Source organism: Corynebacterium sp. HMSC072A02, from assembly GCF_001810085.1.
GTDB classification, from domain to species: domain Bacteria; phylum Actinomycetota; class Actinomycetes; order Mycobacteriales; family Mycobacteriaceae; genus Corynebacterium; species Corynebacterium hesseae.
Genome location: NZ_KV799843.1, coordinates 35,808 through 59,214, shown reverse-complemented (window position 1 = coordinate 59,214; position 23,407 = coordinate 35,808). Strand labels below are relative to the sequence as shown.

Annotated in this window: 23 protein-coding genes; 15 read left to right on the top strand and 8 right to left on the bottom strand. The window is 61.4% G+C overall.

Features of this window, described 5'->3' with window-relative positions:
• Positions 1 to 444: 444 nt before the first annotated feature.
• The 3 genes from HMPREF2698_RS05080 to HMPREF2698_RS05070 form a co-directional block, all read right to left on the bottom strand.
• A complete protein-coding gene (locus HMPREF2698_RS05080) occupies positions 445 to 1,635 on the bottom strand; it encodes an MFS transporter (protein ID WP_070562596.1) in 1,191 nt (396 codons plus the stop codon).
• Between the two features lie 101 nt (positions 1,636 to 1,736).
• Complete coding sequence (locus HMPREF2698_RS05075; protein WP_070562593.1) at positions 1,737 to 3,020, bottom strand: D-arabinono-1,4-lactone oxidase; 1,284 nt, start codon at positions 3,018 to 3,020, stop codon at positions 1,737 to 1,739.
• The gene (locus tag HMPREF2698_RS05070; RefSeq protein ID WP_070562590.1) at positions 3,017 to 4,189 is read right to left on the bottom strand and encodes an alanine racemase; all 1,173 of its coding nucleotides are present in this window, start codon (positions 4,187 to 4,189) and stop codon (positions 3,017 to 3,019) included. Before HMPREF2698_RS05070 ends, HMPREF2698_RS05075 begins: the two co-directional genes overlap by 4 nt.
• Positions 4,190 to 4,279: 90 nt before the next feature.
• On the opposite strand from HMPREF2698_RS05070, the gene HMPREF2698_RS05065 reads away from it, so the two are divergent.
• Together HMPREF2698_RS05065 and HMPREF2698_RS05060 are read left to right on the top strand one after the other, a co-directional pair.
• Positions 4,280 to 5,827 (top strand): succinic semialdehyde dehydrogenase, encoded by a 1,548-nt coding sequence (locus HMPREF2698_RS05065; protein ID WP_070562587.1) that lies wholly within the window; start codon positions 4,280 to 4,282, stop codon positions 5,825 to 5,827.
• Positions 5,828 to 5,838: 11 nt separating this feature from the next.
• Entirely contained in the window at positions 5,839 to 6,801 is a 963-nt protein-coding gene (locus HMPREF2698_RS05060) for a winged helix DNA-binding domain-containing protein (protein WP_070562584.1), read from the top strand.
• Here the strand turns inward: HMPREF2698_RS05060 and HMPREF2698_RS05055 are convergent.
• Positions 6,787 to 7,695, bottom strand: a complete 909-nt coding sequence (locus tag HMPREF2698_RS05055) for a cation diffusion facilitator family transporter (protein ID WP_070562581.1) — start codon at positions 7,693 to 7,695, stop codon at positions 6,787 to 6,789. The genes HMPREF2698_RS05060 and HMPREF2698_RS05055 overlap by 15 nt on opposite strands.
• Positions 7,696 to 7,839: 144 nt before the next feature.
• On the opposite strand from HMPREF2698_RS05055, the gene HMPREF2698_RS05050 reads away from it, so the two are divergent.
• The 6 genes from HMPREF2698_RS05050 to HMPREF2698_RS05025 are packed head-to-tail and all read left to right on the top strand — an operon-like array spanning position 7,840 to position 12,786.
• Positions 7,840 to 8,493 carry an HAD family hydrolase gene (locus HMPREF2698_RS05050; protein WP_070562578.1) on the top strand — a complete coding sequence of 218 codons (654 nt, stop codon included), beginning with the start codon at positions 7,840 to 7,842 and terminating at the stop codon, positions 8,491 to 8,493.
• Between the two features lie 32 nt (positions 8,494 to 8,525).
• A complete protein-coding gene (locus HMPREF2698_RS05045) occupies positions 8,526 to 9,512 on the top strand; it encodes a phosphate/phosphite/phosphonate ABC transporter substrate-binding protein (protein WP_070562575.1) in 987 nt (328 codons plus the stop codon).
• 31 nt (positions 9,513 to 9,543) lie between these two features.
• Positions 9,544 to 10,344, top strand: a complete 801-nt coding sequence (gene phnC, locus HMPREF2698_RS05040) for a phosphonate ABC transporter ATP-binding protein (protein ID WP_049155476.1) — start codon at positions 9,544 to 9,546, stop codon at positions 10,342 to 10,344.
• The gene (gene phnE, locus HMPREF2698_RS05035; protein WP_046649249.1) at positions 10,341 to 11,135 is read left to right on the top strand and encodes a phosphonate ABC transporter, permease protein PhnE; all 795 of its coding nucleotides are present in this window, start codon (positions 10,341 to 10,343) and stop codon (positions 11,133 to 11,135) included. Before phnC ends, phnE (HMPREF2698_RS05035) begins: the two co-directional genes overlap by 4 nt.
• Complete coding sequence (gene phnE, locus HMPREF2698_RS05030) at positions 11,132 to 11,932, top strand: phosphonate ABC transporter, permease protein PhnE (protein WP_070562572.1); 801 nt, start codon at positions 11,132 to 11,134, stop codon at positions 11,930 to 11,932. Before phnE (HMPREF2698_RS05035) ends, phnE (HMPREF2698_RS05030) begins: the two co-directional genes overlap by 4 nt.
• Positions 11,933 to 11,943: 11 nt before the next feature.
• Positions 11,944 to 12,786: a MurR/RpiR family transcriptional regulator gene (locus tag HMPREF2698_RS05025; RefSeq protein ID WP_070562570.1), complete on the top strand. Its 843-nt coding sequence runs from the start codon at positions 11,944 to 11,946 to the stop codon at positions 12,784 to 12,786.
• Here HMPREF2698_RS05025 and HMPREF2698_RS05020 read toward each other — a convergent pair.
• Both HMPREF2698_RS05020 and ychF read right to left on the bottom strand, forming a co-directional pair.
• A complete protein-coding gene (locus HMPREF2698_RS05020) occupies positions 12,783 to 13,973 on the bottom strand; it encodes an amidohydrolase (protein WP_070562568.1) in 1,191 nt (396 codons plus the stop codon). The genes HMPREF2698_RS05025 and HMPREF2698_RS05020 overlap by 4 nt on opposite strands.
• Positions 13,974 to 14,004: 31 nt before the next feature.
• Positions 14,005 to 15,090, bottom strand: coding sequence for a redox-regulated ATPase YchF (gene ychF / locus HMPREF2698_RS05015; protein ID WP_070523989.1), 1,086 nt, complete (start codon positions 15,088 to 15,090; stop codon positions 14,005 to 14,007).
• Positions 15,091 to 15,137: 47 nt separating this feature from the next.
• Between ychF and HMPREF2698_RS05010 the strand changes: the two genes are divergently transcribed.
• From HMPREF2698_RS05010 to HMPREF2698_RS05000, 3 genes are read left to right on the top strand one after another with little or no spacing between them, the layout of a single operon-like run.
• Complete coding sequence (locus tag HMPREF2698_RS05010) at positions 15,138 to 16,625, top strand: AI-2E family transporter (protein WP_070523987.1); 1,488 nt, start codon at positions 15,138 to 15,140, stop codon at positions 16,623 to 16,625.
• Between the two features lie 36 nt (positions 16,626 to 16,661).
• Complete coding sequence (locus HMPREF2698_RS05005) at positions 16,662 to 17,732, top strand: DNA recombination protein RmuC (protein ID WP_070562602.1); 1,071 nt, start codon at positions 16,662 to 16,664, stop codon at positions 17,730 to 17,732.
• A gap of 35 nt (positions 17,733 to 17,767) precedes the next feature.
• Positions 17,768 to 18,511, top strand: coding sequence for a DUF6542 domain-containing protein (locus tag HMPREF2698_RS05000; RefSeq protein ID WP_232748431.1), 744 nt, complete (start codon positions 17,768 to 17,770; stop codon positions 18,509 to 18,511).
• On the opposite strand, the gene HMPREF2698_RS04995 is transcribed toward HMPREF2698_RS05000, so the two are convergent.
• On the bottom strand, positions 18,508 to 19,467 hold the full coding sequence (locus HMPREF2698_RS04995; RefSeq protein WP_180952102.1) for a 4-hydroxy-3-methylbut-2-enyl diphosphate reductase: 960 nt from the start codon (positions 19,465 to 19,467) through the stop codon (positions 18,508 to 18,510). The two genes, HMPREF2698_RS05000 and HMPREF2698_RS04995, sit on opposite strands and share 4 nt — an antisense overlap.
• Positions 19,468 to 19,609: 142 nt before the next feature.
• Here HMPREF2698_RS04995 and xseA point away from each other — a divergent pair, with 142 nt between their 5' ends.
• The 3 genes from xseA to HMPREF2698_RS04980 are packed head-to-tail and all read left to right on the top strand — an operon-like array spanning position 19,610 to position 21,532.
• Positions 19,610 to 20,851, top strand: a complete 1,242-nt coding sequence (xseA, locus tag HMPREF2698_RS04990) for an exodeoxyribonuclease VII large subunit (protein ID WP_070523981.1) — start codon at positions 19,610 to 19,612, stop codon at positions 20,849 to 20,851.
• Positions 20,852 to 20,890: 39 nt separating this feature from the next.
• Positions 20,891 to 21,178: an exodeoxyribonuclease VII small subunit gene (locus HMPREF2698_RS04985; protein WP_070523979.1), complete on the top strand. Its 288-nt coding sequence runs from the start codon at positions 20,891 to 20,893 to the stop codon at positions 21,176 to 21,178.
• Positions 21,179 to 21,532: a hypothetical protein gene (locus HMPREF2698_RS04980; protein ID WP_070523977.1), complete on the top strand. Its 354-nt coding sequence runs from the start codon at positions 21,179 to 21,181 to the stop codon at positions 21,530 to 21,532. It abuts the gene before it with no gap.
• A gap of 4 nt (positions 21,533 to 21,536) precedes the next feature.
• On the opposite strand, the gene HMPREF2698_RS04975 is transcribed toward HMPREF2698_RS04980, so the two are convergent.
• A complete protein-coding gene (locus tag HMPREF2698_RS04975; protein ID WP_070562565.1) occupies positions 21,537 to 22,127 on the bottom strand; it encodes a DUF4245 domain-containing protein in 591 nt (196 codons plus the stop codon).
• 201 nt (positions 22,128 to 22,328) lie between these two features.
• On the opposite strand from HMPREF2698_RS04975, the gene glpX reads away from it, so the two are divergent.
• Entirely contained in the window at positions 22,329 to 23,348 is a 1,020-nt protein-coding gene (gene glpX, locus HMPREF2698_RS04970; protein WP_070523973.1) for a class II fructose-bisphosphatase, read from the top strand.
• The last annotated feature ends 59 nt before the right edge of the window (positions 23,349 to 23,407 follow it).

Sequence of the window (23,407 nt, the reverse complement as noted above, 5' to 3'; positions counted from 1 at the left end):
CAGCCACCAAGCTTAAAGCGGTGGTGTTGATATCCGCCTGCAGGCTGGGCATGGCAGCCTGCCAGGTGTCATAGATGGCACGGCGGGCTGCCGCGCGGGCTATGGCGTGTGGATTATTCGGATTCGTTGTTGAGAAGAAGAAAAAGGAGGTTGAAGGGTGCGTGGCGGTGGTAGTCATGAATGTCTCCCCCGAGAAACAAAAGTTAGAAGAAATGTTCTAACCATGATTCTACGACCCCCACGACACATAGCCATAGCCAGCAGTAAATTCACGTCAAGTCGTTACTATAAACGGGGGTAGCCACCACGGGTTAGCTAGGCCGTTCGATCCTCAATCAGTAGCGGTGACTGGCACAAAACGAATAATTCCCCACGCGCGTTGTTGGTGGCACGTGGGGCATGGGGATCTACTGGGCGTCGGAAAGCGCGACGCCAGTGAGTAATTTATTCGTACCGCACATCACCGCGCGCGATGTCCTTGCGCCCGTGAACGAAGAAGTAGACCACCGAGGCCACTAGCATCAAGGCAGCCAACATCCAGTACATGACGGAATAGCCCGCCGCGGAGATGATCTGCCCCAGCAGAATCGGACCAAAGCCAATACCCAGGTCTAGCAGCAAGAAGAAAGTTGAGATCCCCGCACCCATTTCGTGCATCGGCACCAGGCGCACGGCGATAGCCTGGCCCGCCGGAAGAATTGAGCCGTAACCAAACCCCACCAAGGCACCCGCAGCAATGATCTGCCAATCAGCTGCAGCCAGAGCAAGGACTACCAAGCCAGCAATAAAGAAGACGAGCGAGGAATAGATGATGATGTTGTCACCGCGACGATCTTGCAGCTTGCCCAGCACAAAGCGCAGAATGAGGCTCACCACCGCATAGGCCAGGAAGAAGTAGCTAGCGCCCTTCTCCAGGCCCGCATGGGAGGAGTAGCCGTTAAGAAACGTAATGATGCCCGTGTACGCGACGCCAACCAAAAGGATAAAGACGCCAAAAGGCGCCACCGCTGGGTGCACGATATTTCCCAAGGAGAAGGAGACGCTTCGACGCTCCTGCGCCGGTGCCTTGACGACGAGTCCCAACCCCAAGGCCACTACCGTGAGTGTCAGCGCCACCATAAACACGGTGTTATAGCCAGCGTGGTGGACAATCGCCAAACCAGCTGCTGGGCCAAAGGCAGTGGCTAGGGTCGTCCCCAAAGCGAAGTAGCCGGTCCCCTCGGCACGACGGTGGTCCGGAATCACCGATTGCGCCACTGCCATCACAGCGGTCGAGGCCACCGCATATCCGAAGCCATGCACAATACGGACGGCAAAAAGCATCGGCAACGAGTGCGCTGGTATGTACAGCGCCATGGCTACAGCCACCACAATGAGCGAAGCTACCAATGAGCGCTTTCGCCCAGCCGCGTCCACAATGTAGCCCGAGAATAGACGGGCTATCGTCGCCCCCACCACAAAGGCACTGGACGCAAACCCGCCCGCCGTATCCGAAGCCTGAAACTGCTCCACGGCATAGAGCGCCATGATGGTCACAAGCAGATAGAAGACCGTAAACTGGGCGAAATTTACCAACCACGCAAACACGAATGTCGGCGTAATGAGGGACTGGGATTCAGAGGACGTTTGAGACACCTTCTTCGATAGCGTTATGGAATTAAGACTTCCACACGCTACCAAAGATCAGAGATACTTTCGAATCCAAATCACGGGTTGCACGGCGCTTGACGACGCCCCTACACGAACAGTTTTCGCAGGTAGGATGAACCAAACTTCCACTCCGGATCCATCTTTTCACGCAGCTCGCAGAACTCATCAAATCTTGTATAAAGTTGAGCAAAGTCCTTTCGGGACAAGGAATTCATCTTGCCCCAGTGCGGACGGCCACCGGCCGCGCGGAAAATGGGTTCCAGCTTCGGCATGTAGTCCTGCGGATTCAACGCACGCGGAATGTGGAATGCAATGTACATCGACTCACGGCCAGATGCCGTCGAAAGAGCAACGTCATCCGCGGCCGTCGTGCGCAGCTCCATCGGAAATCCGATGCGCCAATCCTGCTCATCAATGAAGCGACGGATTTCGCGAACGGTGGCGGGGCCGTCGGCAAGCGGCACCGCGTACTCCATCTCGTGGAAGCGCACCCGGCGCGGGCTGACAAACACGTCATGGGCGGCGGAACGGTAGCGATTATGAGAAATGACCGAGGTGGCGTACTTATTAAGGGTCGGAATCGTTCCCGGAATCAGGCACCCCAACGCCAAGGCGGCGGCAAAGGCGCCGTTGCCAATGAGCTCGTCGTCGATAAGTGCTTTGAGACGTGAGCGGCGCTCCCCATTCGGTTCGAGGCGCGTGTTGGCCTTGACCATCGCACGGTCGGTATGCGGGAACCAATAGGACTCGAAGTGGTCGACGCTGCGGGAGAGCTCCTCCCAGTTGTCCATCAACTCATCGAAGGCAATGCCAGACTCCTCAGCCAGCAGGTCGAAGGCATCCACGCACTGCATTTCGACCTCGACGACCACACCGAGTGCGCCAACGCTGACCACCACGAGGCGAAGTAGTTCTGGGTCCTCGTCGATGGAATAGGTGCGGGTGTTACCGTCGGCGTCGATAAGCGTCAGCCCAGTGACCGTGCCCGCGAAGCCCGTGTAATTGATGCCGGTGCCGTGGGTCGAGGTGGAGATCGCGCCCGCCAGCGATTGCGGGTCCACATCGCCCTGGTTAGCCAGAGCAAGCCCAAACGGGCGCAGCAGTTTGGGCACGTCTCGCAGGCGAGTGCCGGCCAGGAACCGGACGCGTTTGCGCTGCTTATCGACGCTCACCAGCCCACTCACGTGGTCAAGGTTGAGCATCGTCTCCTCCCCCGCCGCGATGGGAGTGAAGGAGTGGCCGGCGCCCACCGCACGCACGCTGCGGGAGCGGCTAATAATTCCGGGGATCTCGTCTATGCGGGCGGGCTGTACAAACTCCTGCGGTTTCGTGGTGACCGATCCTGCCCAATTGCTAAATGTGGTTGTCATCGGAGTGTCCATCCTTGTCCTCTATAGGTGTCCCATACATCAACGCCGTCGTGCCCGACGGCCAAAAGGCGGTCGACGTTTTCCGTCATTTCACCGGCCTTGGCGTGGCGGAACCACACTAGGTCCTCGACTTCTAAGTCAGCCCCGTGCAGCGGGGTCTGCACTTCACCGGCTCCCTCCGTGCTGGAGTAGCTAAGGCCCGCCGGCCACACCGGTACGGGGACGCGATCCTTCGCGGGAGGGCCGGAGGCGATCCAGCCGCCGGAGTTGACCGTGGCCCAGCCCGGCGCGGGCACACGGGATACTTGACAGACGAAGAACGCTGCCGCCTTGTGGTTGATGCCAGTGAAATCATCGAAGATCGCTGGCGTATAGAAGCCGGAGCCAGCGGCCAGCTCGGTCAAGGTTCCTTCGGCCGCGGATTCCTGGAGGCTGCCTGTGCCACCGCCGTTGACAAATTCGATGTCCGCCACCTCCCGCGCGGCCTCCACGCAGGCTCGGCGCCGCGGAGCGAGGTCGGCCATGGACTTCGAACGTAACCAACGCTTGACCGCTCCCACCGGCCCCGGCAAGCCATCCGCGACGGAGGCCACCTGGCCTTCATAAGCCATGAGCCCCACAAGCCTGTGCCCGCGCCGAACGACTTCACGCGCCAGCGCTGAGACCTGTTCCGGAGTGCGCACGGGCGAGCGCCGCGGGCCGATGACCGCACCCGGCAAGTGGAGGGTGCAGTCAATATCGATGGCCACGCGCACGGAACCCTCGAGCAGGCTCAACAGCTCCACGCTATCCACCATGACGGTGATGGACTCGCGCGCCGTGTCATCTGTGGCGAGCTCACGCAGGGCCTTCCGATTAACACTCGGGTAGGCCACCACGATGTCGCGGAAACCCTCCCCGACCAGATGCAGCGCCTCCGGTACGGAATACGCGAGGATGCCTCGGTAGCCCTCATGTTCGAGGGCACGGCGTAGTGCCGCCACGCTGCGTATTGACTTCGAGGCCACGCGGATGGGCAGTCCCCCGGCGCGGGTGGGCATCTGTGCAGCGTTGTAGTCGAATGCATCGAGGTCAATGACGCCTACGGGCGCTGGGCTTTCTCCAGATCTGACGAGCGGCTCAACGGCCGAGCGCACCTGGGCCTGTGGAGTGGTCGCGATGATTGGCATAGCGTCATCCTAACCACAACTAATTTGGTTTGTGAGACAAATCTCGAAAAACTCATAGCACCATCCCATATTTTTGGGACAATAGACCGCATGAAAACCTTCACTCAGACACGCCTGCCCCAGCGAGTGCACAATTTCTTGGATACGGCCCCCGCCCGCGATGTCTGTGGCACGGGTGAGCAGCACCAGGCCCACGCGCCGTTTAGCGGTGACGAGCTCTTTAGCTTCCCCGTCGCCACCGCCGGGGACGTCGAGAAGGCAGTCATCTATGCGCGCGCCGGCGTCGGCCAAGGTGACCGCGCCGCCATTCTGCTGCGCCTACACGACCTCGTCCACGAGAACGAGGAGCTCATCCTCGACCTCATCCAGGCCGAGAATGGCAAATCCCGCTCCCACGCTTATGACGAGCTGATGGATCTGTATAACTGCGCGCGCTTCTATGCCATCAACATCCGCAAAGCTTTCGGAAACGACCGCCACCCCGGCGCGCTTCCCGTGCTGACTAAGACCCGCACCCAGTATTACCCGCTGGGCGTGGTGGGGCTCATCTCCCCGTGGAACTACCCACTGTCCCTGGGTGTGGGCGATGTTCTGGCAGCGCTCTCCGCCGGCAATGCCGTGGTGCACAAGCCGGACTCCCAGACCACGTTGACGGCAATTCTGCTTCGGCGCCTAGCCATTGAGGCGGGCCTTCCGGAGGCCACCTGGCAACTGGTTCCCGGCCGGGGTGCCGAGGTGGGTGACGCCCTGGTTCCTCTGGTGGATGGGCTCTCCTTTACCGGTTCCACCCAGGCTGGCAAGTCGATTGCCACTCAGGCCGCGGGGCACCTCATCCCCACCATGCTGGAGTTGGGCGGCAAGAACCCGATGCTCGTGCTTGACGACGCCCCCCTTAAACCCACCGCCCAAGGTGCCGTACGCACCGCCTTCTCCTCCTCCGGGCAGCTGTGTATGTCGGCTGAGCGCGCCTATGTCCACGAGAGCGTCTTTGAGGAGTTCCTCGCAGAACTCACAAACGCTCTGGACCAACAGGTGCTCGGGGCGGCCTTTTCCGATGCCGCCACCATCGGCTCGCTGACCTCGCAGCGCCAACTCGATGCAGTAGTTGCCCACGTCGAGGACGCCGTCTCCAAGGGCGCCACCGTGGTTTTTGGCGGAAAGGCTCGGCCGGATCTTGGGCCCTTCTTCTATGAGCCCACCGTGCTCACCGGCGTGACCCCAGAGATGGATCTCTATGCCACCGAGACTTTCGGCCCAGTGTTGGCGGTATACCCGGTGAGCTCCGATGCCGAGGCCATCCAGCGCGCCAATGACACCACCTACGGTCTTTCTGCCTCAGTATGGTCCGGTAATTCCCGCCGCGCGTGGAAGGTTGCCTCCCAGCTAGAGGCCGGCATGGTCAACATCAACGAAGGCTTCGCCGCCGCCTACGGTTCTATCGCCGCGCCAGGTGGAGGCGTCAAGGAATCTGGCCTGAACCACCGCCACGGTATTACCGGCATGCGCCTGTGGGCCAACGAGCGCACCGTGGCCGAGCAGCGCCTGCACCCGCTTGCGCCGTCGGAGTACGTCTCACCGGAACGCTTCCGCCAGCTGGTTTCGACGGGCATGCAGCTGATGAAGACCTTCCGGCTCTAATGTAGACAGCCATGAAGGAACTTAACCGCGACGAGCTTCTAGCCCGCCGGCTCATTGCTCAAGGCCTCGCCCCATCGGCCGCGAGGCCATCGCTCGCCTCGGCGCTGGACGTCGCTGAGCATCTCCTCGCTCTGCAGGGGCAGACCTACGATGCCGGCATCACAGCACTAGCCCTTCGCGCCGGCTGCACTGATCAAGAGGTGCTCGGTGAAGTTGGACACTATCGCGTGGTGCGCTGTTGGCCACAGCGCGGCACGCTGCACTTCATGCCGGCTGCCGACGTCCGCTGGATGTCCCGCTTGCTCTATCCGCGCGTGGCCTCCAGCCAGAAATCCCGGCGACCGAGCTTGGGGCTCAGCGAAGACATGATGGCAGCAGCTTCGGAAGCACTACATGGCGCAGCCACCGAGCCTCTCACTCGCACGGAGGTCTACGAGATTTTCGCTGAGGTTGGAGTGGACCCCACAGAAGGCAGGGGCTCCCACCTACTCCGCGCATTCGGCGGTGCCGGTGACTTGGTACAGGGCCCAAAAGCTGGCAACCAAGAGACCTTCCTCCATGTCGACGCGCTGCCTAGCGTCCAGCGCAAGCCAGAGAAGCCACTCTCAGAGCTAGCCCAGCGCTATGTCGAAGGCCACGGCCCCGTATCCGTAGCCGACCTCCAAACATGGTCCAAGCTCAGCAAATCCCAGGCTGCCAAGGCTCTTGCGAGCACGGAGGCCACGACCGTTAGCCATGATGGGCAGACACTGTGGATGGCGGGCTGGCAGGAGGATGTCACCGCGAGCGAAATCGACGGTGCCTTAAAAATCCGGCTCGAACTCCCCGCCTTCGACGAATACCTGCTGGGCTATGCCAACAAGGATTGGATCGTGCCCGATGAGATCCGAGCAAACGTCCTCACTCGAAATGGCCTCAGTTGGCCGTGGGTCATGGAAGGCGGGCGCGGCGTAGCCAGCCTACGGCATCCGTAGGATGCGGCGATGAACCGTTCCTTCGGGCTCGACATGGATAAACACTTCCGCACCGGGAAAAAGCTCATCGATGGCGTCTTCGATGCGGTCGGCGATTGTGTGCGAGTGCAGCACCGTCCACTCGCCGGGAACATCCATGGTGAGGTAAACAAGGCGCTGGCGCCCTGCCGCGACCGTGCGGCGTGAGGTGAAGGAAACATCGTGACGGCCCTCCAGCTCATTGAGCAAAGCATCCAACTTGGCGTGTTCCTCTTTGGGCAGGGACTCCGACAACAGGGAGCTCAAGGATTCCTTGAGCAGCTTATACCCAGTCCACAAGATGTTAATGCCCACTGCCAGCGCAATGACGGGGTCCAACCACAGCCAGCCAGTCAGTGCGACCGCACCAATGCCGAGGAGGACGCCGACGGACGTCCAGACGTCGGTAAGCAAGTGCTTTCCGTCCGCCTGCAAGGTAGCTGAGCGGTGTTGCTTGCCTGCACGCACGAGCAGGAGGCCCACACCCAAGTTCAGCAAGGAGGCGATGAGTGACAGTAAGAGGCCGAGCCCAGGTTGCTCCAGCGGCTGCGGAGCCAGAAATCGGCGGATGGCCGTGTAGATGATCATCGCGGCGGCCACGAAAATCATCGCGCCCTCTACCAACGCGGAAACATACTCGGCCTTGCCGTGGCCGAACTGGTGGTTTGCGTCTGCCGGCTTCGCCGCAATTTTGATAGCCACAAACCCCACGACGGCGGCCACGAGGTTCACACCGGATTCGAGGGCGTCGGAAAGAAAGCCCACCGACCCCGTCACCGCAGCAGCGATGACCTTGAGCGCGATCGTGGCCACTGCGGTGGCAATGGAGAGCTTCATGAAGCGTTCGAGCAGCAGTTGCTCGGTTGGAAGAGACATGTGTGTCCTTCTATATGTCCTTCGCTGAGGGAACTTTCTATTTACCGTGAGTCAGGGTACCAAAGGCGAGTGTGCACGTACTGTTCACGCATTGTTTACCGCGTGTGGTCGTAAAGTACATAAACCGTCGTTAGTTTGTACTTCATGTCCAAAGACATATCTCCCCCAGTTCTCCTCTTCGATTTCGACGGCACCGTTAGCCTGGGCCACGGGCCCGTGCTGGCCTATGCCCGCCACATCGGGGAGGCAACCGGAAACCACTCCATCCCCCACGCCGCCGAGCACATGCTCTCAACGAACGACGCCTCCCTAGTGCACTATCGCGACGGCTACGACCTCGTCCGCAGCCTCGCCGCGGATTGCGATGTCCCGGAGGACTCCTGCCAACAGGCCTACATGGCCTCCCGACTAAACCTTGCGGACACCGGAATCAAAGCGCCTGAAGGCCTCGCCGAGTTTCTAGGCTCGTATCCCGGCCGCGCGGTTCTCGCCACCAACTCCCCCGAAACTGGCCTCGCAGAGGCGCTAAAGGTTTTGGGGCTGAGCAACTCCTTCGACGCCATCTACACGAGGGTGGGCAAGCCCGACGGCTTGACTCGAATCCTCGAATCTGATTTCCCCGATAGCCCCATCATCGCTTTCGGCGATATCTGGGATTTCGATCTCGCTCCCGTGGCTGCCCGTGGCGGGCGCACCGTTTTATTGGAAACACCGTTCGTCACCCCCGCAGACGCCAACCCCACGTGGCGCGCTCAGCGCGTCACCGACATCTTTTCTGAACTATCTTCCACCTTCTAGCACTCCACCCCTCGACACAGAAAGACATTCTCATGCGCCGTTTCACCGTCCTCGCTGCCTCCGCCCTTGCACTGTCGCTCTCCCTGACCGCTTGCTCCTCTGATTCCTCCTCAACCGATGACTCGAACTCCCCCGACAAGCTCACCCTCGCGCTCATCCCGAACGAGAAGGTCAACGATCTCGTCACCACCGCAAAGCCGCTGACTGACTACCTTTCCGAGGAGCTCGGCATCGAGGTCGAGGGGGTCGTGACCAAGGACTACCAGGCCGCCGTCGAGGCCATCGGCTCCGGCCAGGCAGATATCGCCATCGCATCCGCCGCGCAGCTGGCCTCTGCAGAAGACATGTACGGCGCTCACGCCGTACTGCAGGACGAGCGCTTCGGCGCGGATTCCTACGCCGGCCAGTTCGTCACCAACAACCCCGACAAGTACTGCAAGGACGAGCCGGTGGCCTCCACCTATGCTGCCAGCGGTGCCGACTACCTGTACTGCAACGGCACCGCCACCCCGGAGGAGAACAAGGGCCAGGGTCCGAAGGGCCTCGAGGCGCTCAAGAAGATCGATGGGGAGACCACCGTCGCCATGCTGGGTGCTACCTCCCCCGCCGGATACCAGCTGCCGGTCATGGCCATGGAATCCCAGGGCATCGACGTCGACAGCCTCAAAAAGATGCCAGTGACCTCCAACGATGCCTCCATCATGGCGGTCTACAACGGCGATGCCGAGGTGGGCTTCAGCTTCTGGGATGCGCGCTCCACCATCGACGCATCGGAGGCGCCAGATCTGGCTGAGAAGCTCGTGGTCTTCGGCTACACCGACATGTACCCCAACGGTGGCGTCGTGATTTCTGATGAGGTGCCGGAGGATCTGCGCGGCCAGATCACCGACCTCATGGACGGCTTCTCCGAGGTTGACCCGGACACCATGTCCGCCATCTTCGACATCACCGACTGGGTTCCCGCCAAGCAGGAATCCATCGATATGGCGCGCAAGGTCAACGAGCGCTTCGCCCAGTAGCCTGACGCCCCTACTCAGAAAGGCTTCACCCATGACGGAGGAGAAAGCGTGGGGAATCCGCTTCGAGAATGTCTCGGTGCGCTACCCCAACGGAACGCTGGCGCTTGACGATGTCTCCGTGGACATCGCTCCCGGCGAATTCGTCGCCATCGTCGGCCTGTCCGGCTCTGGCAAATCCACGTTCATCCGCAGCATCAACGGCCTCGTGCAACCGACATCCGGCAAGATTTTCGTCGGCGACCACGAGATTTCCGCAGCGAAAGGAGCGCAGCTGCGGAAGCTACGCGGCCGCATCGGCATGATCTTCCAGGAGTTCAACCTAGCCGACCGCGCGAGCGTCTTCTCCAATGTCCTCGTCGGGCGCTTTTCTCACAATCCCAGCTGGCGCACACTGTTGGGAATCTCTACCGCCGAGGACAAAGCAATCATCGCCGAGGCCCTCGACTCCGTAGGGATCCTCGACAAGGCGTGGAATAAGGCCGGCGCCTTGTCGGGCGGCCAAAAGCAGCGCGTGGCCATCGCCCGCGCCCTGTCCCAGAAGCCGGCGATCATGCTGGCCGATGAACCCGTCGCCTCCCTCGACCCGCCCACTGCCCACTCCGTGATGAAGGATCTGCGCCGCATCAATACCGAGCGGGACCTGACCACCCTGGTGAACTTGCACCTGGTGGATCTGGCGCAAGACTACGCCACGCGCATCATCGGCATTCGCCACGGCAAGATAGTTTTCGATGGGCCCGCCGCAGGCTCCACCGTGGAGGATTTCGAAGCCATCTACGGCCGGCGCATCCGCGAGGAAGACCAGCTGGGAAGTCAGGAGAGCCGGGCATGACGGCGGTACTTCCCCCACGGCAGCGCAACTGGCCCGGCATCCTTGGCGGGCTGGCTGCTTTTCTCGCGCTCACCATCGCCACCTGCGTCCCCGCCTGGGGCGGAATCGAGATCGACTTTGGGCAGATCGCTCGCAACTGGCGCAACGGCGCCGACCGCTTGGCCCTAATGTTCAGCCCCGACTGGTCCATCCTCCCGCGCACGTGGGAGCCGATGCTTGAAACCCTCGCCATGGCTGTCGTCGGTGCCGCCATCTCCGCGGTCATCGCTCTGCCCTTATCCCTGTGGGCGGCGCGGCCCACCAACCCATCGACACCGTGGCGCTCGCTAGTGCGCGGCATCGTCAACGTTGTCCGCGCGGTGCCCGACTTGGTCTACGCCACCATCCTCGTGGCCATGCTCGGAGTCGGTGCCCTGCCCGGCATCATCACGCTGGTGCTTTTCGACGTCGGCATCGTGGTCAAGCTCGTCTCCGAAGCCATCGACTCCGCGGATGATTCTTACATGGAGGCCGGCCGCGCCGCCGGCGGCACGCAAACCCAGATCAACCGGGTTACTGCCCTGCCGCAGACCTGGCCGGTCTTTGCCAGCCAGGTGATCTACTCCCTCGAGCTCAACGTCCGCATCTCCGCGGTCCTCGGCCTCGTGGGCGCTGGTGGCATTGGCCTGCTGATCGACGAAGTCCGTGGCTTCTACCGCTATGACGCGCTCTCCGCCATCGTGCTCGAGCTGCTCGTCGTGGTCATCGCCCTGGAGATCGTGTCCGTCAACCTGCGAAAGAGGCTGCGATGAGCACTGCACATGTACTTCCCTCCCGCTCCCGCAGCTGGGGAGTCTTCGCTGCGTGGGCCGGAATCCTTATTATTTTGGCGCTGTCCTTTGGCTACATTCGCGTTGATCTGACGGCTCTTAAAGATTTGCCCTCGAACATCTGGCACTACCTCGTGCTCATGTTCTCCAACCCGGACTGGTCCAAGCTGGGTGAGGCCCTCCTGCAGACCTGGCGCTCCGTGGCCATGGCCTGGATCGGCGCGCTGCTCGGCGTGTTCCTCTCCACTATCCTCGGTGTCCTAGCTGCCAATACGGTCTCCCCGGGGTGGGTATGCCTACCACTGCGCGCGCTGTTTGCCATCATCCGCGCGGTACCGGAGATCATCATCGCCATCATTATCCTCACCGTCACCGGGTTAACCCCGTTTACGGGCGCGCTAGCTCTGGCCATCGGCGGCATCGGCACGCATGCGAAGTGGACCTATGAGGCCATTGAAACCGCGCCGACTGGCCCAGCCGAAGCGGTCAAGGCAGCCGGCGGCAGCCTGGCAGAAATGGTGCGCTGGGGAACCTGGCCCATTGTCCAACCCGAGCTGGCTTCGCTCGCGCTCTACCGTTTTGAGATCAACGTGCGCACCTCCGCGGTCCTCGGCCTCATCGGCGTGGGTGGCATCGGTGACATGCTCACCGGCTATACGCAGTACCGCCAGTGGGACGTCGTCGGCGTCCTGCTCATCGTGGTCATCGTCATCACCATGTCCATCGACGCCATCTCCGGCGCTATCCGCCGCCGCATCGTGGCCGCCAAATTCACCTGATAGTTACCCCTATGACTGATTCCGCCCCGCTCTCCGCGCACATCACCACGCGCATGCCGAGCCTGCAGCCCATCGAACAACGCGTGGCCCAGGCAATCCTCGAAGACATGGACTTCGTCCTGCACACCACTGCGGACCAGCTGGCGACCAAGGTAGGCACGTCCCGTACCTCCGTCATCCGCACCGCGAAGGCGCTGGGCTACGACGGGTACCAGCAGTTGCGTGTGGCGCTCACGCAGGAGATTGCGCAGCGCCCCACCCCGCCGGCGGGTGCCGATTCCACCCACGTCGGCCGCATGAGTGCCGAGATTGCCTCCTTCAGCAACTACCTGCATGGGCTTACTGCCCTGCTCAACGAGGATGAGCTAGCCGCGACAGTGGAGGCAGTAGCGCAGGCCAAGCGGGTTCTCCTCGTGGGCAATGGCCTCTCTGCTCCCTTGGCGCAGACCATGGCGCTGCGCCTCACAAGCATCGGGCGCCCAGCCGAGTTCGTGGCGGAGGCCATGGGCCAGCACATCGCGGCGACGCAACTAGACGCAGAGTGCGTGTGCCTCGTCGTTTCCGGTTCAGGGTCGACCACGCTCACGCTCAAAGCCGCGACCGCAGCCTTCGAGGCGGGCGCGAAGCTCATCGCGCTGACCTCGTTTACCTCCTCGCCCTTGGCGGAGCTCGCCTCCTACACGCTGGTCATCCCCTCCCCGGATGGGACATTTCGTGCAGAGCTGCAGGATGCCTCGCGCGTTGCTTTTCTGCTGGTGCTTGAAGCACTCGTGACGCTGGTGGATTCCCACCTCGATGATTCCGCGGCACGGCGCACGGTGCTCTCCGTGCTCCAATCGGCGATGGAAGATTAATTTCCCAGGTAGGCGTAGGCCGCGGCGATGAGCGCCTGCGTCGCGGTGCTGAGCGTCGGCTGCAACTCCGGAGCAAAACGCGGGTTGTGGTTAGGAATGGACGCGCCATCAGTACGCCCGCCAAAACCCCAGAAGCAATACGGAGTACCAAAGGCATCGGGGATCCTCGAGAAATCCTCCGATGCGGTCCACGGTTCCATGTCGAGGACGTTGTCGCTTCCGAGGACGTCGACAAGCTGCGCGCGCACCTTGTTCGTGACTTCCTCATCGTTGACAGTGAGCGGGTAATTATCGCTTTCGGTGATCTCCGGCTCACGTGGGGACATCGCTGCCTGGCACTCGGCGTTGACGATCCGGTGGATGGCCTCAACGATTTGCTCTCGAATCTCCTCGCTATAGGCGCGGACATTGATGCGCAGGGTGGCCGAATCCGGGATGATATTGGCCTTCGACCCCGCTTGCAGCGCGCCGACGGTCAGTACGGCGAACTGGTGAGGATCGACTTCGCGGGACACGACGGTCTGCAGCCGCAACACGATGGAGCTGGCCAAGACGACTGGATCGACGCTGAGGTGTGGCATCGAACCATGGGAACCGTGGCCATAGACGGTGACCGTGAGTGAGGTCGCTGTCGACAAGACCGGGCCGGGCGCAATCAGTACGGTGCCGGCCGGGGCGTTTTTATCAATAAAGATGTGTTGGCCAAAGGACACATCAGGCATGGGGACTTTATCGGTGAGGCCCGCGTCCACCATGGATTGCGCGCCCTCAGCGGTTTCCTCGCCCGGTTGAAAGAGCGCGATGAACGTGCCGGACCACGCGTCAGTGGCCTTCGCCATCACTTCCGTGGCGCCGAGCAAGGCGGTCACGTGGGTGTCGTGGCCGCAGGCGTGCATAACCTCGCCCGTGGCCGAGTAGTCCAAGCCAGTGTCTTCAGTGACCGGCAGGCCGTCGAAGTCAGCGCGCTCTAAGACCGTCGAACCCTCACCGTTGCGGAGGATGCCGACGACTCCCCCGCCGAGTTCAAGCACTTCAACCCCTGGAAACTCCCGGAGCTTGCCCGCGATGACGCCGCGGGTGCGCTCCTCTTCCATGCTGAGCTCAGGATGCTGGTGAAGGTCCTTGTACAGGGCTTCTTGCCACTGCGTGGCATGTGCTGCTCGGTCCAGGATGTGGGCGATACTCATGCCCACAGCCTACGCGCTATGAGCGCACGAGCTAGCCGCCGATCTTGAAATCGCAGACGTCGCCATCCTGCATGATGTATTCCTTACCCTCCTGGCGCACCTTGCCAGCGTTGCGGGCTTCCGCCATGGAGCCAGCAGCGTCTAGGTCGTCGAAGGAAACGATTTCTGCCTTGATGAACTTCTTCTCAAAGTCGGTGTGGATAACGCCAGCAGCCTGCGGTGCCGCAGAGCCCTGCCTGATGGTCCACGCGCGGGCTTCCTTCGGGCCAGCGGTCAGGTAGGTCTGCAGGCCGAGGGTGGCGAAGCCGGCCTTGGCCAACGTCGCCAAGCCTGGCTCTTCCTGGCCGACAGACTCCAGCAATTCCAGAGCCTCTGCCTCGTCGAGCTCAAGGAGCTCGGTTTCAGTCTGGGCATCGAGGAAGACGCACTCCGCCGGGGCGACAAGCTGGCGCAGCTCCTCCTTCTTGGCCTCATCGGTGAGGACGGCCTCGTCCGAGTTGAAGACATAAAGGAAAGGCTTCGCGGTCATGAGGTGCAGCTCGCGCAGCAAAGACAAATCAATCTCATTGTTCTTGGACGCCGCGAAGAGGGTACGGTCATCCTCCAAGATGGCCTGGGCCTTCTTGGTCTCCTCCACGGTTTCTGCCAGATCCTTGTTCTTGCGCGCTTCCTTTTCCAAGCGCGGCAAAGCCTTCTCGATGGTCTGGAGGTCCGCAAGGATGAGCTCGGTGTTGATGACCGAAATATCGTGCGCCGGGTTAACCTCGCCGTCGACGTGGATAACGTTCTCATCAGCGAAGGCACGCACCACCTGGCAGATGGCATCGGCTTCACGGATGTTGGCAAGGAAGGCGTTGCCCATTCCCTCACCCTTGGAAGCGCCCTCGACAATGCCGGCGATGTCCACGAAGGACACGGTGGCCGGAAGGATGCGCTCGGAGCTGAAGATTTCCGCGAGGCGGTTCAGGCGGGAATCGGGAAGCTCCACTAGTCCGACATTGGGCTCGATGGTGGCAAACGGATAGTTCGCTGCCAAGATATCGGAACGGGTCAGGGCATTAAACAAAGTGGACTTGCCCACATTGGGCAGGCCGACGATTCCAAGTGTAAGACTCACGGGGCCAATCCTAACGCACCCCGGATCTTTTAAGGCAAGATGGTGGGGTGAGTTCTGATCAGCCATCCCCCAATGCATCCTCGCCTGAGCTCGCCGCCGCTGAGGCAGCGCTTGGCGGACGCTTCGATGATTCCGTCGACGCCGCTTCGCTGAACGCAGTCTCGCCGCACCCGCCAGGCAACCAAGTGGATCGCTCCGTGGTGGTCGGCGAGGTCATCAAGTCCGCATCGCTGTGGGCACTGCGCCTGACCATTATTGGGCTATTCCTCTATGCCTCATTCCGCATGTTGGGCAACTTCTGGCGTGGCATTTTGCCGGTTCTCATTGCTCTCATCATCTGCACTGTGCTTGCCCCTGTTGCGAGCGCCATGCGGCGCAAGGGGTTGCCGTCGGCCCTGGCTGCGGCGGTAACCATCCTCGTGTCCTTTACCGCGGTGGGCTCGCTTTTCATGTTCATTGCTCCGGACTTTGCGCGGCAATCCCAAACGCTGTACCTGCAAACTGCGGAAGGCATTCAGCGCCTGCAGCTATGGGCACAAGGGCCGCCGCTCAACCTCGATCCGGATGAGATCGGCCAATACATCGATGAGATCGCCCTGTGGCTGCAGCGCCAGGCCGGCTCTATTGCGGGTTCCGTGTTCACGGGAATTGGCACGGCGACCTCCATCGTGGTCACGCTCTTCATCATCGTGGTGCTGACCTTCTTCTTCCTTAAAGATGGCCACAACTTCCTCCCCTGGTTGCGCCAGGCCACGGGCCGCCGGACCGGCTGGCACCTCACCGAGTTGCTCACCCGTGTGTGGACCACGCTGGGCGGTTTCGTGCGGGCGCAGGCGGTGGTCTCGCTTGTCGACGCCATCTTCATCGGCCTCGGCCTCGCACTCATCGGGGTGCCTTTGGCCATGGCGCTGGCCATCATCACCTTCATCGCCGGCTTTATCCCCTTTGTGGGCGCGATTGTAGCTGGTGCGCTATCCGTGACCATCGCGCTGGTCTCCTTGGGCTTTACCAAAGCACTGCTCGTTCTTGGCTTGGTCCTTTTAGTTCAGCAGCTTGAGGGCAACGTACTCTCCCCGTGGCTGCAATCGAAGGCCATGAACCTGCACCCGGTCATCGTGTTGATTTCTGTGACTGTAGGTTCCGCGCTCTTCGGCCTCGTCGGCGGCTTCCTCGCCGTTCCGGCGGCGGCGACCATCGCGGTGGTCTACCGCTACTTCCAAGACATGATGATGCTCCAATCCGGCGAGAGGACCGCCGAAGACTTGGAATTCTCAACGGTCGCCGGTTTCCTCATCGGGCGCTACACACAGCAGCAGGGCGACCGGAAGCGCGAGCAGTGGCTGTCCATCCCGGACCACGCCGCACCCGAAGGCGCTGCGGAAGATGTAGCCCACGACGGCACAAGCCCGCTGGACCAAAAGATCGATGTCGACGTTGACGCAGATTTCAGTGAGCGCGATAGCGGCGCCCGAGCGGGAATTAAGCGAGCGATTGGCGCTCTCGAACAGATTTTGCAATCAAAAGACAAGAGCTAAGCCTCCGTGTCCGGGGAGCGTGCCATGATGACAGGCATGACGTCTTCCCTTCCCGTAGTGCTCTTATTCCTCGGCCTCATCATCGGGGCCGCTCTGGGCTGGCTGGCCCGCGCCTATTCCGCACAGTCCGCCCAGCCATCAGAGGAACACCGTGCACTTCAAGAGTCTCAACGCCGCCAAGCAGAACTCGCCCCTCTAGAGAAGGCCATGGACCGTTTGGGCCTCCAGCTCCAAGAAATCGAGGAGGATCGGGCGACATCGCTCGCAGCACTCAGCAGCCAAGTACAAGCGGTGACCCGCACGTCGACACGCCTGTCTGACCGCACGGACAAGCTGGTCGGCGCACTGCGTTCCCCGAATGTTCGGGGACGCTGGGGCGAAGTGCAGCTCGAGCGCGTCGTCGAGCTCGGCGGTATGCGCAAACACGTGGATTTTGATTCACAGGTGAACGCCCGCATCAATGGCTCGCTCGTCCGCCCCGATCTTGTCGTTCACTTGGCCGGCGGGCGCAGCATTATCGTGGACGCCAAGGTACCGCTCAGCGCCTACCTCGATGCGATGGAGACTGAAGACCCGGAGGAGCGGGCTGGATACCTACGCCGCCATGCGCACCTCATGCGTTCCCACGTGCAGGCACTGGCGTCGAAGGACTATATCGAGGCCTTCTCCCCCACACCACAATTTGTGATCCTCTTTGTCCCCGCTGACACCTTCGTGGACGCGGCCTTGTCTATCGACGCTGAATTGCTCGAGTTCGCCTTCGAGCGCAACATCGTCATCGCTACCCCGAGCACCCTTTTCGCACTCTTACGTACCGTTGCGGTGAGCTGGCAGCACGAAGAGATCGAGGATAAAGCCCGCGAGGTCCAGCGCCTGGGCCGCGAGCTGTACACCCGGCTCAACACTCTTAATGAGCACTACGACAAGGTGGGCCGCGGGCTGGAGCGCGCGGTGGAGGCCTATAACGCAAGCCTGGCTAGTTTGGATTCGCGCGTTTCGGTCACTGCACGGCGGCTCAAAGAATTGGACGTCCCCGCCCGCGTCGACCGCCTGCCCGTGGAGCCGCGCCGTGTCGGTTCTTGGCCGCGGCGCGCCCAGAATGAATAACGGTTTGGCCAACATTCCCGGTAAGCTCTCTGGGCGTGTCAGTTGCCAAAAATCGTCGCCGCCCTCCCCGCCGCGGGATGCCGCTTACCCGAGCGCTTCTCCTCGCGCTCGTCGTAACGCTCGTGGCTTTGACGGTCTCAGGAGTGCTTGGCAGCGTGGGGCTGCCGTTCGCCCTGATTTTTGGACTGGGATCGCTCGCCGTCACCTGGCTGGTGGAAACCCGCGGGCTCTACATGCTGGTAATTTCATTGCCCCTGCTCTACGCGCTGGGAACCGTGGGCGGTGGCTTCATCAGTTCCACGTCAGCCTTGCCAGAAGGCGCGTCGCCGTTTTCTAAGACCGCGCTTCTCACCACGGCCTTCCCGCTGCTGCAGCACTTCCCCGTACTTATTGTCACAGTAATTGCCTGCGCGCTACTCGCAGTCCTGCGACTGTGGCGCAGCGACAATCGCGCGAAGAGCCGTGAGGCCAAAGCCCAGGAAAAGCGCCGCACCGACGCAGCTTCCGACCTTCGAAACCGCTCCGAGCGTCTTTCCGTAGCCGAGCTCCTTGCTCGTGAAGCCACAGGCTCCGGCCGAGTCCGGGAGCGCGACCGCGAAGAACGCCGCCGTATTCAGGCCGAGGAGCGCGAACAGCGCAAACAAGCCTCCCCCGACGCAGATGAGCGGGAGGAATTCCGCCGTGCCGCCGCTGAATCGGCAGAGAATGCGCGGCGCGCACGGGAGCGCTCCCAGCGGTCCTCCCAGCCGCTGGAAGAGAATCTCTACGACGAGGATTAACGCGCGGTGCGTGCCGGACGCAGATCGCGCGGCAAGGAGAACGTGATGGTCTCCGTGGAAGTCGTCACCTGCTCAACGTCGTGGTAGCCACGCTCGTCCAGGAATTCCAGTACCTCACGGACCAGCAGTTCAGGCACGGATGCGCCACACGTCACGCCGACGGTGTTCACGCCCTCCAGCCAAGCTTCTTCGATCTCCGAAGCGAAGTCTACGAGGTGCGAGGCCTTAGAGCCTGCTTCTAGGGCTACCTCGACGAGACGCTTGGAGTTGGAGGAATTCTGGGACCCGACGACGATCATGAGATCACACTTCGGGGCAATGGCCTTCACCGATTCCTGACGGTTCTGAGTGGCGTAGCAGATATCATCTGATGGCGGATTCTCCAGGTGTGGAAAGCGCTCACGCAGCTTATTGACGATCTGAATGGTTTCATCAACCGACAACGTGGTTTGCGACAACCAGATGAGTTTCTCATCGTGGAGGAAATCCGGCAGCTTGTCGACGCCGTCCAAGCCATCTACCAAGTGGGTAACCTCTGGGGCCTCACCGGCGGTGCCTTCGACCTCTTCGTGGCCCTCGTGGCCGACGAGCAAGATGTGATAGCCATCGCGCTCAAAGCGCTGTGCTTCCTTGTGCACCTTGGTCACCAGCGGGCACGTTGCGTCCAGCGTTAGCTGCTTGCGTTCCTCCGCTTCCTTGCGCACCGTCGGCGCAATGCCGTGTGCAGAAAATACAAGGTGAGCGCCTTCAGGGGCTTCGGAAGCCTCCTCCACAAAGATGACACCACGCTTAGCCAGGGATTCAACAACGAAGCGGTTGTGCACGATTTGCTTGCGCACGTAGATAGGGGCGCCGTATTTCTCCAACGCCTTTTCCACTGTCTCAACAGCACGGTCCACGCCGGCGCAATAGCCGCGGGGAGCCGCCAGGAGCACCTTCTTTGCAGTTTCAGTCATGGCTCCCAGAGTATCGAAAGTCGCGCGCATACTGTAGTTACAGCTTGCCAGGCTTGGCCGGTAGCACCAGATGTCCGGCACGCCTCTTACACTGGACGGAACATACCCGAGAGACTAGACCACTCAAGAGAAAGGACTGCGCGTGAACCAACCGGCCAATTCTGCGGAAACGCCGTGGCCCGTCGGCAAGGTCAATGACCAAGTCAAAGGCTGGATCGAGCGCCTCGGTTTCCTCTGGGTGGAGGGGCAGATCACCCAGCTGAACATGAAGCCAACATGGAAGCTCTCCTACATCACGTTGCGTGATGTCGAACAGGAAAAATCTGTTCAGTTGACATGTAACACCTCGCTCATCCGCAATGCCCCCTCACCGCTCAAGGATGGCGACCGCGTCGTGGTCTACGGCAAGCCCGCCTTCTACGCCGGACGCGGAAGTTTTTCCCTGTGGGTCACGGAGATCCGCCACGTCGGTATTGGTGACCTTCTTGCTCGGGTAGAGATGCTGCGCCAGCGGCTGCGTCAGGAGGGCCTGTGCGACGCTTCCCGTAAGCTGCCGCTTCCCTATCTACCGAAGAAGATTGGCCTCATCACCGGCCGCGGGTCCCATGCCGAGCGCGATGTGCTCTCCGTAGCGCAGGATCGTTGGCCAGCGGTTCAGTTCGAAGTCATTAACACTGCTGTCCAGGGAGCCACTGCCGTTACCCAGGTGATTGACGCGCTCCGGACTCTCGACGCGAACCCGGAAGTCGATGTCATCATCATCGCCCGCGGCGGTGGTTCAGTGGAAGATCTGCTTCCCTTCTCCGAGGAGGCGCTCCAGCGCGCTGTGGCAGACGCCCGCACTCCGGTTGTCTCCGCCATCGGACACGAACCGGACCACCCGGTGCTCGATGATGTCGCCGATCTGCGCGCCGCCACGCCCACCGATGCGGCCAAGCGCGTCGTTCCTTCCGCCGCCGAAGAGTATGCGCTGATCTCTGAAGCCCGCTCGCGCATGGCGGCAGCGCTGCGCGGCTGGGTGGACAGGGAACGCCGCGGCCTCGAGAGCATCCGCTCCCGCCCGGTCCTCGCCGATCCCATGGTGCCGATCAACGCGCGCCGCGAGGAACTTGAGCGCAACCTCGCGCTGATTCGCCGGGTAGTTACGCACCGGTTGGATCGCGAAAGTAACCAGGTAGCCTCGTTGCGTGCTCGCGTCTCAGCCTTGGGCCCCTCGGCCACACTTGAACGGGGCTACGCCATCGTTCAGGTGCTGCCTCGCGACGGTAGCGGACCAGAGGTTGTCACCAGCTATGCGCAGTCTCCCCCGGGATCGCAGCTGCGCATCCGCGTTGGCGATGGTTCGATTACCGCCGCCGCAATGGCCTCCCAGGCCGCAGATTAAAACGATTTATTAGAGCACAAGAGAAAAGGAATTGACCCCATGACTGACACAATTGGTGCCGGCCAACCCGGCCAGGACGCGTTCCCACCGGTAGAAGAACTGAGCTATGAACAAGCCCGCGATGAACTCATTGAGACCGTAAAGATCCTCGAGCTGGGCCAGATGGGCTTGGACGAGTCTCTTAAATACTGGGAGCGTGGCGAGGCCCTAGCAAAAGCTTGCGAGGCGCACCTCGACGGCGCATCGAAGCGCGTAGAGGAAGCCCTCCGCAAGAATACTGAGGGCACCGATAGCGCAGCCACCAATGCAGAAGCAGGAGAGGATTAAATGAAAATTTACGGCTACCCGGGAGATCGCGTCGATTTCGTCTCCAAGTCGGGCGGAGCGGGATCCATGGTCTTTGGGGATTCACGCCAGCTCGTCGAGGAGTTTTTCGGCCCGCCGCACACCGTGAGCGGAGAGGAAATCAGCTATTTCTCCGGCTCCATCGTCCTGCGTTTTAGCGCTGATAAACTCGTCGAAATTGCACTCTTCCCCGGCAAGTCCCAACACGAAAAGGTCGATGTCTACCTGGGCAAGACGCGCCTGAGTGGGCTCGACCCGGAGTCTCTCACCAGTGCCGCCGGCGATGCCGTCGAGGTGGAGTGGGATGAAACGCTGCAGAGCGTGACGTTCCGCTAACTATTTACTCGCTGACGACGCTGCCATCCTCAGCAATTTGGAGCGGCTCAGCTTCCGCGAAGGCGGTGAGGGCCGTCTCATAATCAGCGTCGGAGGCAGAGCCCGTAAGAACGAGGCGGGCATCGCCCAAGTCAGTAATCCACAGTGGACGCACATCTTTGTCGTCACTGCTCAGGATTTCCACGTCGTGGCCCGCCACCTCACGCCGCTCGGAGTTGCCACGATAGTTGGAGTCGTAGGCCGAGGGGACATCGCCAAGCGCCAACTGCGTCTGCGCCGATTCCACGTAGCCTTCCTCGGCGGTAAGCCAGCTCACCACGGCACCGGATTCGCCGCCCATCTCCTTACGCCGTGCGGCCGTAGGCTGCCAGCCCTCCGGCATGACGGGCTCCCTGATGACGGCCCCGGTGCCGCGCGCCTCCATTTCCAGAAACGTAGCGGCATCCACGTTCTGCACGGGCCCCGGCTTTTCCGGGTTGATCGAGCACAGTCCCGTTGCTCCAACCGCCAGGAACATCATGATGAGGATGACGCCCACCGTCAGGGTGATATCACGCGCGTCCTCAAAAATCTTAGGTTTATCTTCAGATGCCACCCGCCCAGTATGTCACGCCGCCTCCCGCGCTCGCGACAGCGACCTCCCACCTGCCCTTTTGGTGGCCAACTTGACTGAGACCCTCTTCTGGGGGAGGCATTCGGGCTTGGATACGAGGGAAAAGTGGAAGAATGGAATATGTATTCCGGGTTGTCCCCCACCCCGGGCCGAGCCACCTGAAAAGAAAGGGACTAATCACACATGTCTGATAACACGTCTTATATCCCCGATCGCAACCTAGCCATGGAGCTGGTGCGTGTCACTGAGGCAGCAGCACTCGCCTCGGGTCGCTGGGTTGGCCGTGGACAGAAGAATGAAGGTGACGGCGCCGCGGTGGATGCTATGCGCAAGCTCATCAACTCCGTAGAGATGAACGGCATCGTCGTCATCGGTGAGGGCGAAAAGGATGAAGCCCCCATGCTGTTCAACGGAGAAAAAGTCGGCACCGGCCAGGGTGCAGAGATGGACATCGCCGTCGACCCGGTTGACGGCACCCGTCTTATGGCAGAAGGCCGCCCGAACGCTATTTCCGTCATCGCTGCTGCTGAGCGCGGCACCATGTATGACCCATCCGCAGTGTTCTATATGAAGAAGATTGCTGTCGGCCCAGAGGCTGTTGGCTCAATCGATCTCAATGAGTCCGTGGAGTGGAACATCAAATCCGTGGCCAAGGCCAAGGGCATCAAGCCAGCTGACCTGACCGTCGTCGTACTCGACCGCCCGCGCCACGATGACCTTATCCGCCAGATCCGTGAGGCAGGCGCCAAGGTTCGCCTCATCATGGATGGTGACGTCGCCGGCGCCATCGCCACCTGCCAGGACACCAACTCCATCGATATGATGATGGGTATCGGTGGCACCCCAGAGGGCATCATCACCGCATGTGCCATGAAGTGTATGGGTGGTGAAATCCAAGGCAAGCTGTGGCCTAAAGATGAAGCAGAGGCAGAGAAGGCACGCAAGGCCGGACACGACCTTGATCGCGTCCTCACCACCAACGATCTGGTCTCTTCTGAAAACTGCTACTTCGCCGCAACCGGCGTTACCAATGGCGACATGCTCCGCGGCGTGTCCTACCGCCCCAACGGCGCCACGACCCGTTCTCTGGTCATGCGCTCCAAGTCCGGCACGATCCGCTACGTCGATTCCATCCATAAGCTGGCTAAGCTGCAGGAATACTCCGTGGTGGACTACACCAACCCCCACGATAAGGAAAGCTAATCCACTTTCCTGCGAAGAGTGCTACGGTGGCCATCAATGCCGTGCCACGGCACACATAA

Coding starts and splice junctions, on each gene's coding strand:
- HMPREF2698_RS04985 (WP_070523979.1), top strand. CDS start 20,891: ATGACTGACACAATTGGTGCCGGCCAACCCGGCCAGGACGCGTTCCCA.
- phnE (WP_046649249.1), top strand. CDS start 10,341: ATGACGGCGGTACTTCCCCCACGGCAGCGCAACTGGCCCGGCATCCTT.
- phnC (WP_049155476.1), top strand. CDS start 9,544: ATGACGGAGGAGAAAGCGTGGGGAATCCGCTTCGAGAATGTCTCGGTG.
- HMPREF2698_RS05060 (WP_070562584.1), top strand. CDS start 5,839: ATGAAGGAACTTAACCGCGACGAGCTTCTAGCCCGCCGGCTCATTGCT.
- HMPREF2698_RS05045 (WP_070562575.1), top strand. CDS start 8,526: ATGCGCCGTTTCACCGTCCTCGCTGCCTCCGCCCTTGCACTGTCGCTC.
- glpX (WP_070523973.1), top strand. CDS start 22,329: ATGTCTGATAACACGTCTTATATCCCCGATCGCAACCTAGCCATGGAG.
- HMPREF2698_RS05020 (WP_070562568.1), bottom strand. CDS start 13,973: ATGAGTATCGCCCACATCCTGGACCGAGCAGCACATGCCACGCAGTGG.
- HMPREF2698_RS05050 (WP_070562578.1), top strand. CDS start 7,840: ATGTCCAAAGACATATCTCCCCCAGTTCTCCTCTTCGATTTCGACGGC.
- HMPREF2698_RS05025 (WP_070562570.1), top strand. CDS start 11,944: ATGACTGATTCCGCCCCGCTCTCCGCGCACATCACCACGCGCATGCCG.
- phnE (WP_070562572.1), top strand. CDS start 11,132: ATGAGCACTGCACATGTACTTCCCTCCCGCTCCCGCAGCTGGGGAGTC.
- HMPREF2698_RS05055 (WP_070562581.1), bottom strand. CDS start 7,695: ATGTCTCTTCCAACCGAGCAACTGCTGCTCGAACGCTTCATGAAGCTC.
- HMPREF2698_RS05005 (WP_070562602.1), top strand. CDS start 16,662: ATGACGTCTTCCCTTCCCGTAGTGCTCTTATTCCTCGGCCTCATCATC.
- HMPREF2698_RS04980 (WP_070523977.1), top strand. CDS start 21,179: ATGAAAATTTACGGCTACCCGGGAGATCGCGTCGATTTCGTCTCCAAG.
- HMPREF2698_RS04995 (WP_180952102.1), bottom strand. CDS start 19,467: ATGACTGAAACTGCAAAGAAGGTGCTCCTGGCGGCTCCCCGCGGCTAT.
- HMPREF2698_RS05065 (WP_070562587.1), top strand. CDS start 4,280: ATGAAAACCTTCACTCAGACACGCCTGCCCCAGCGAGTGCACAATTTC.
- HMPREF2698_RS05070 (WP_070562590.1), bottom strand. CDS start 4,189: ATGCCAATCATCGCGACCACTCCACAGGCCCAGGTGCGCTCGGCCGTT.
- HMPREF2698_RS05075 (WP_070562593.1), bottom strand. CDS start 3,020: ATGACAACCACATTTAGCAATTGGGCAGGATCGGTCACCACGAAACCG.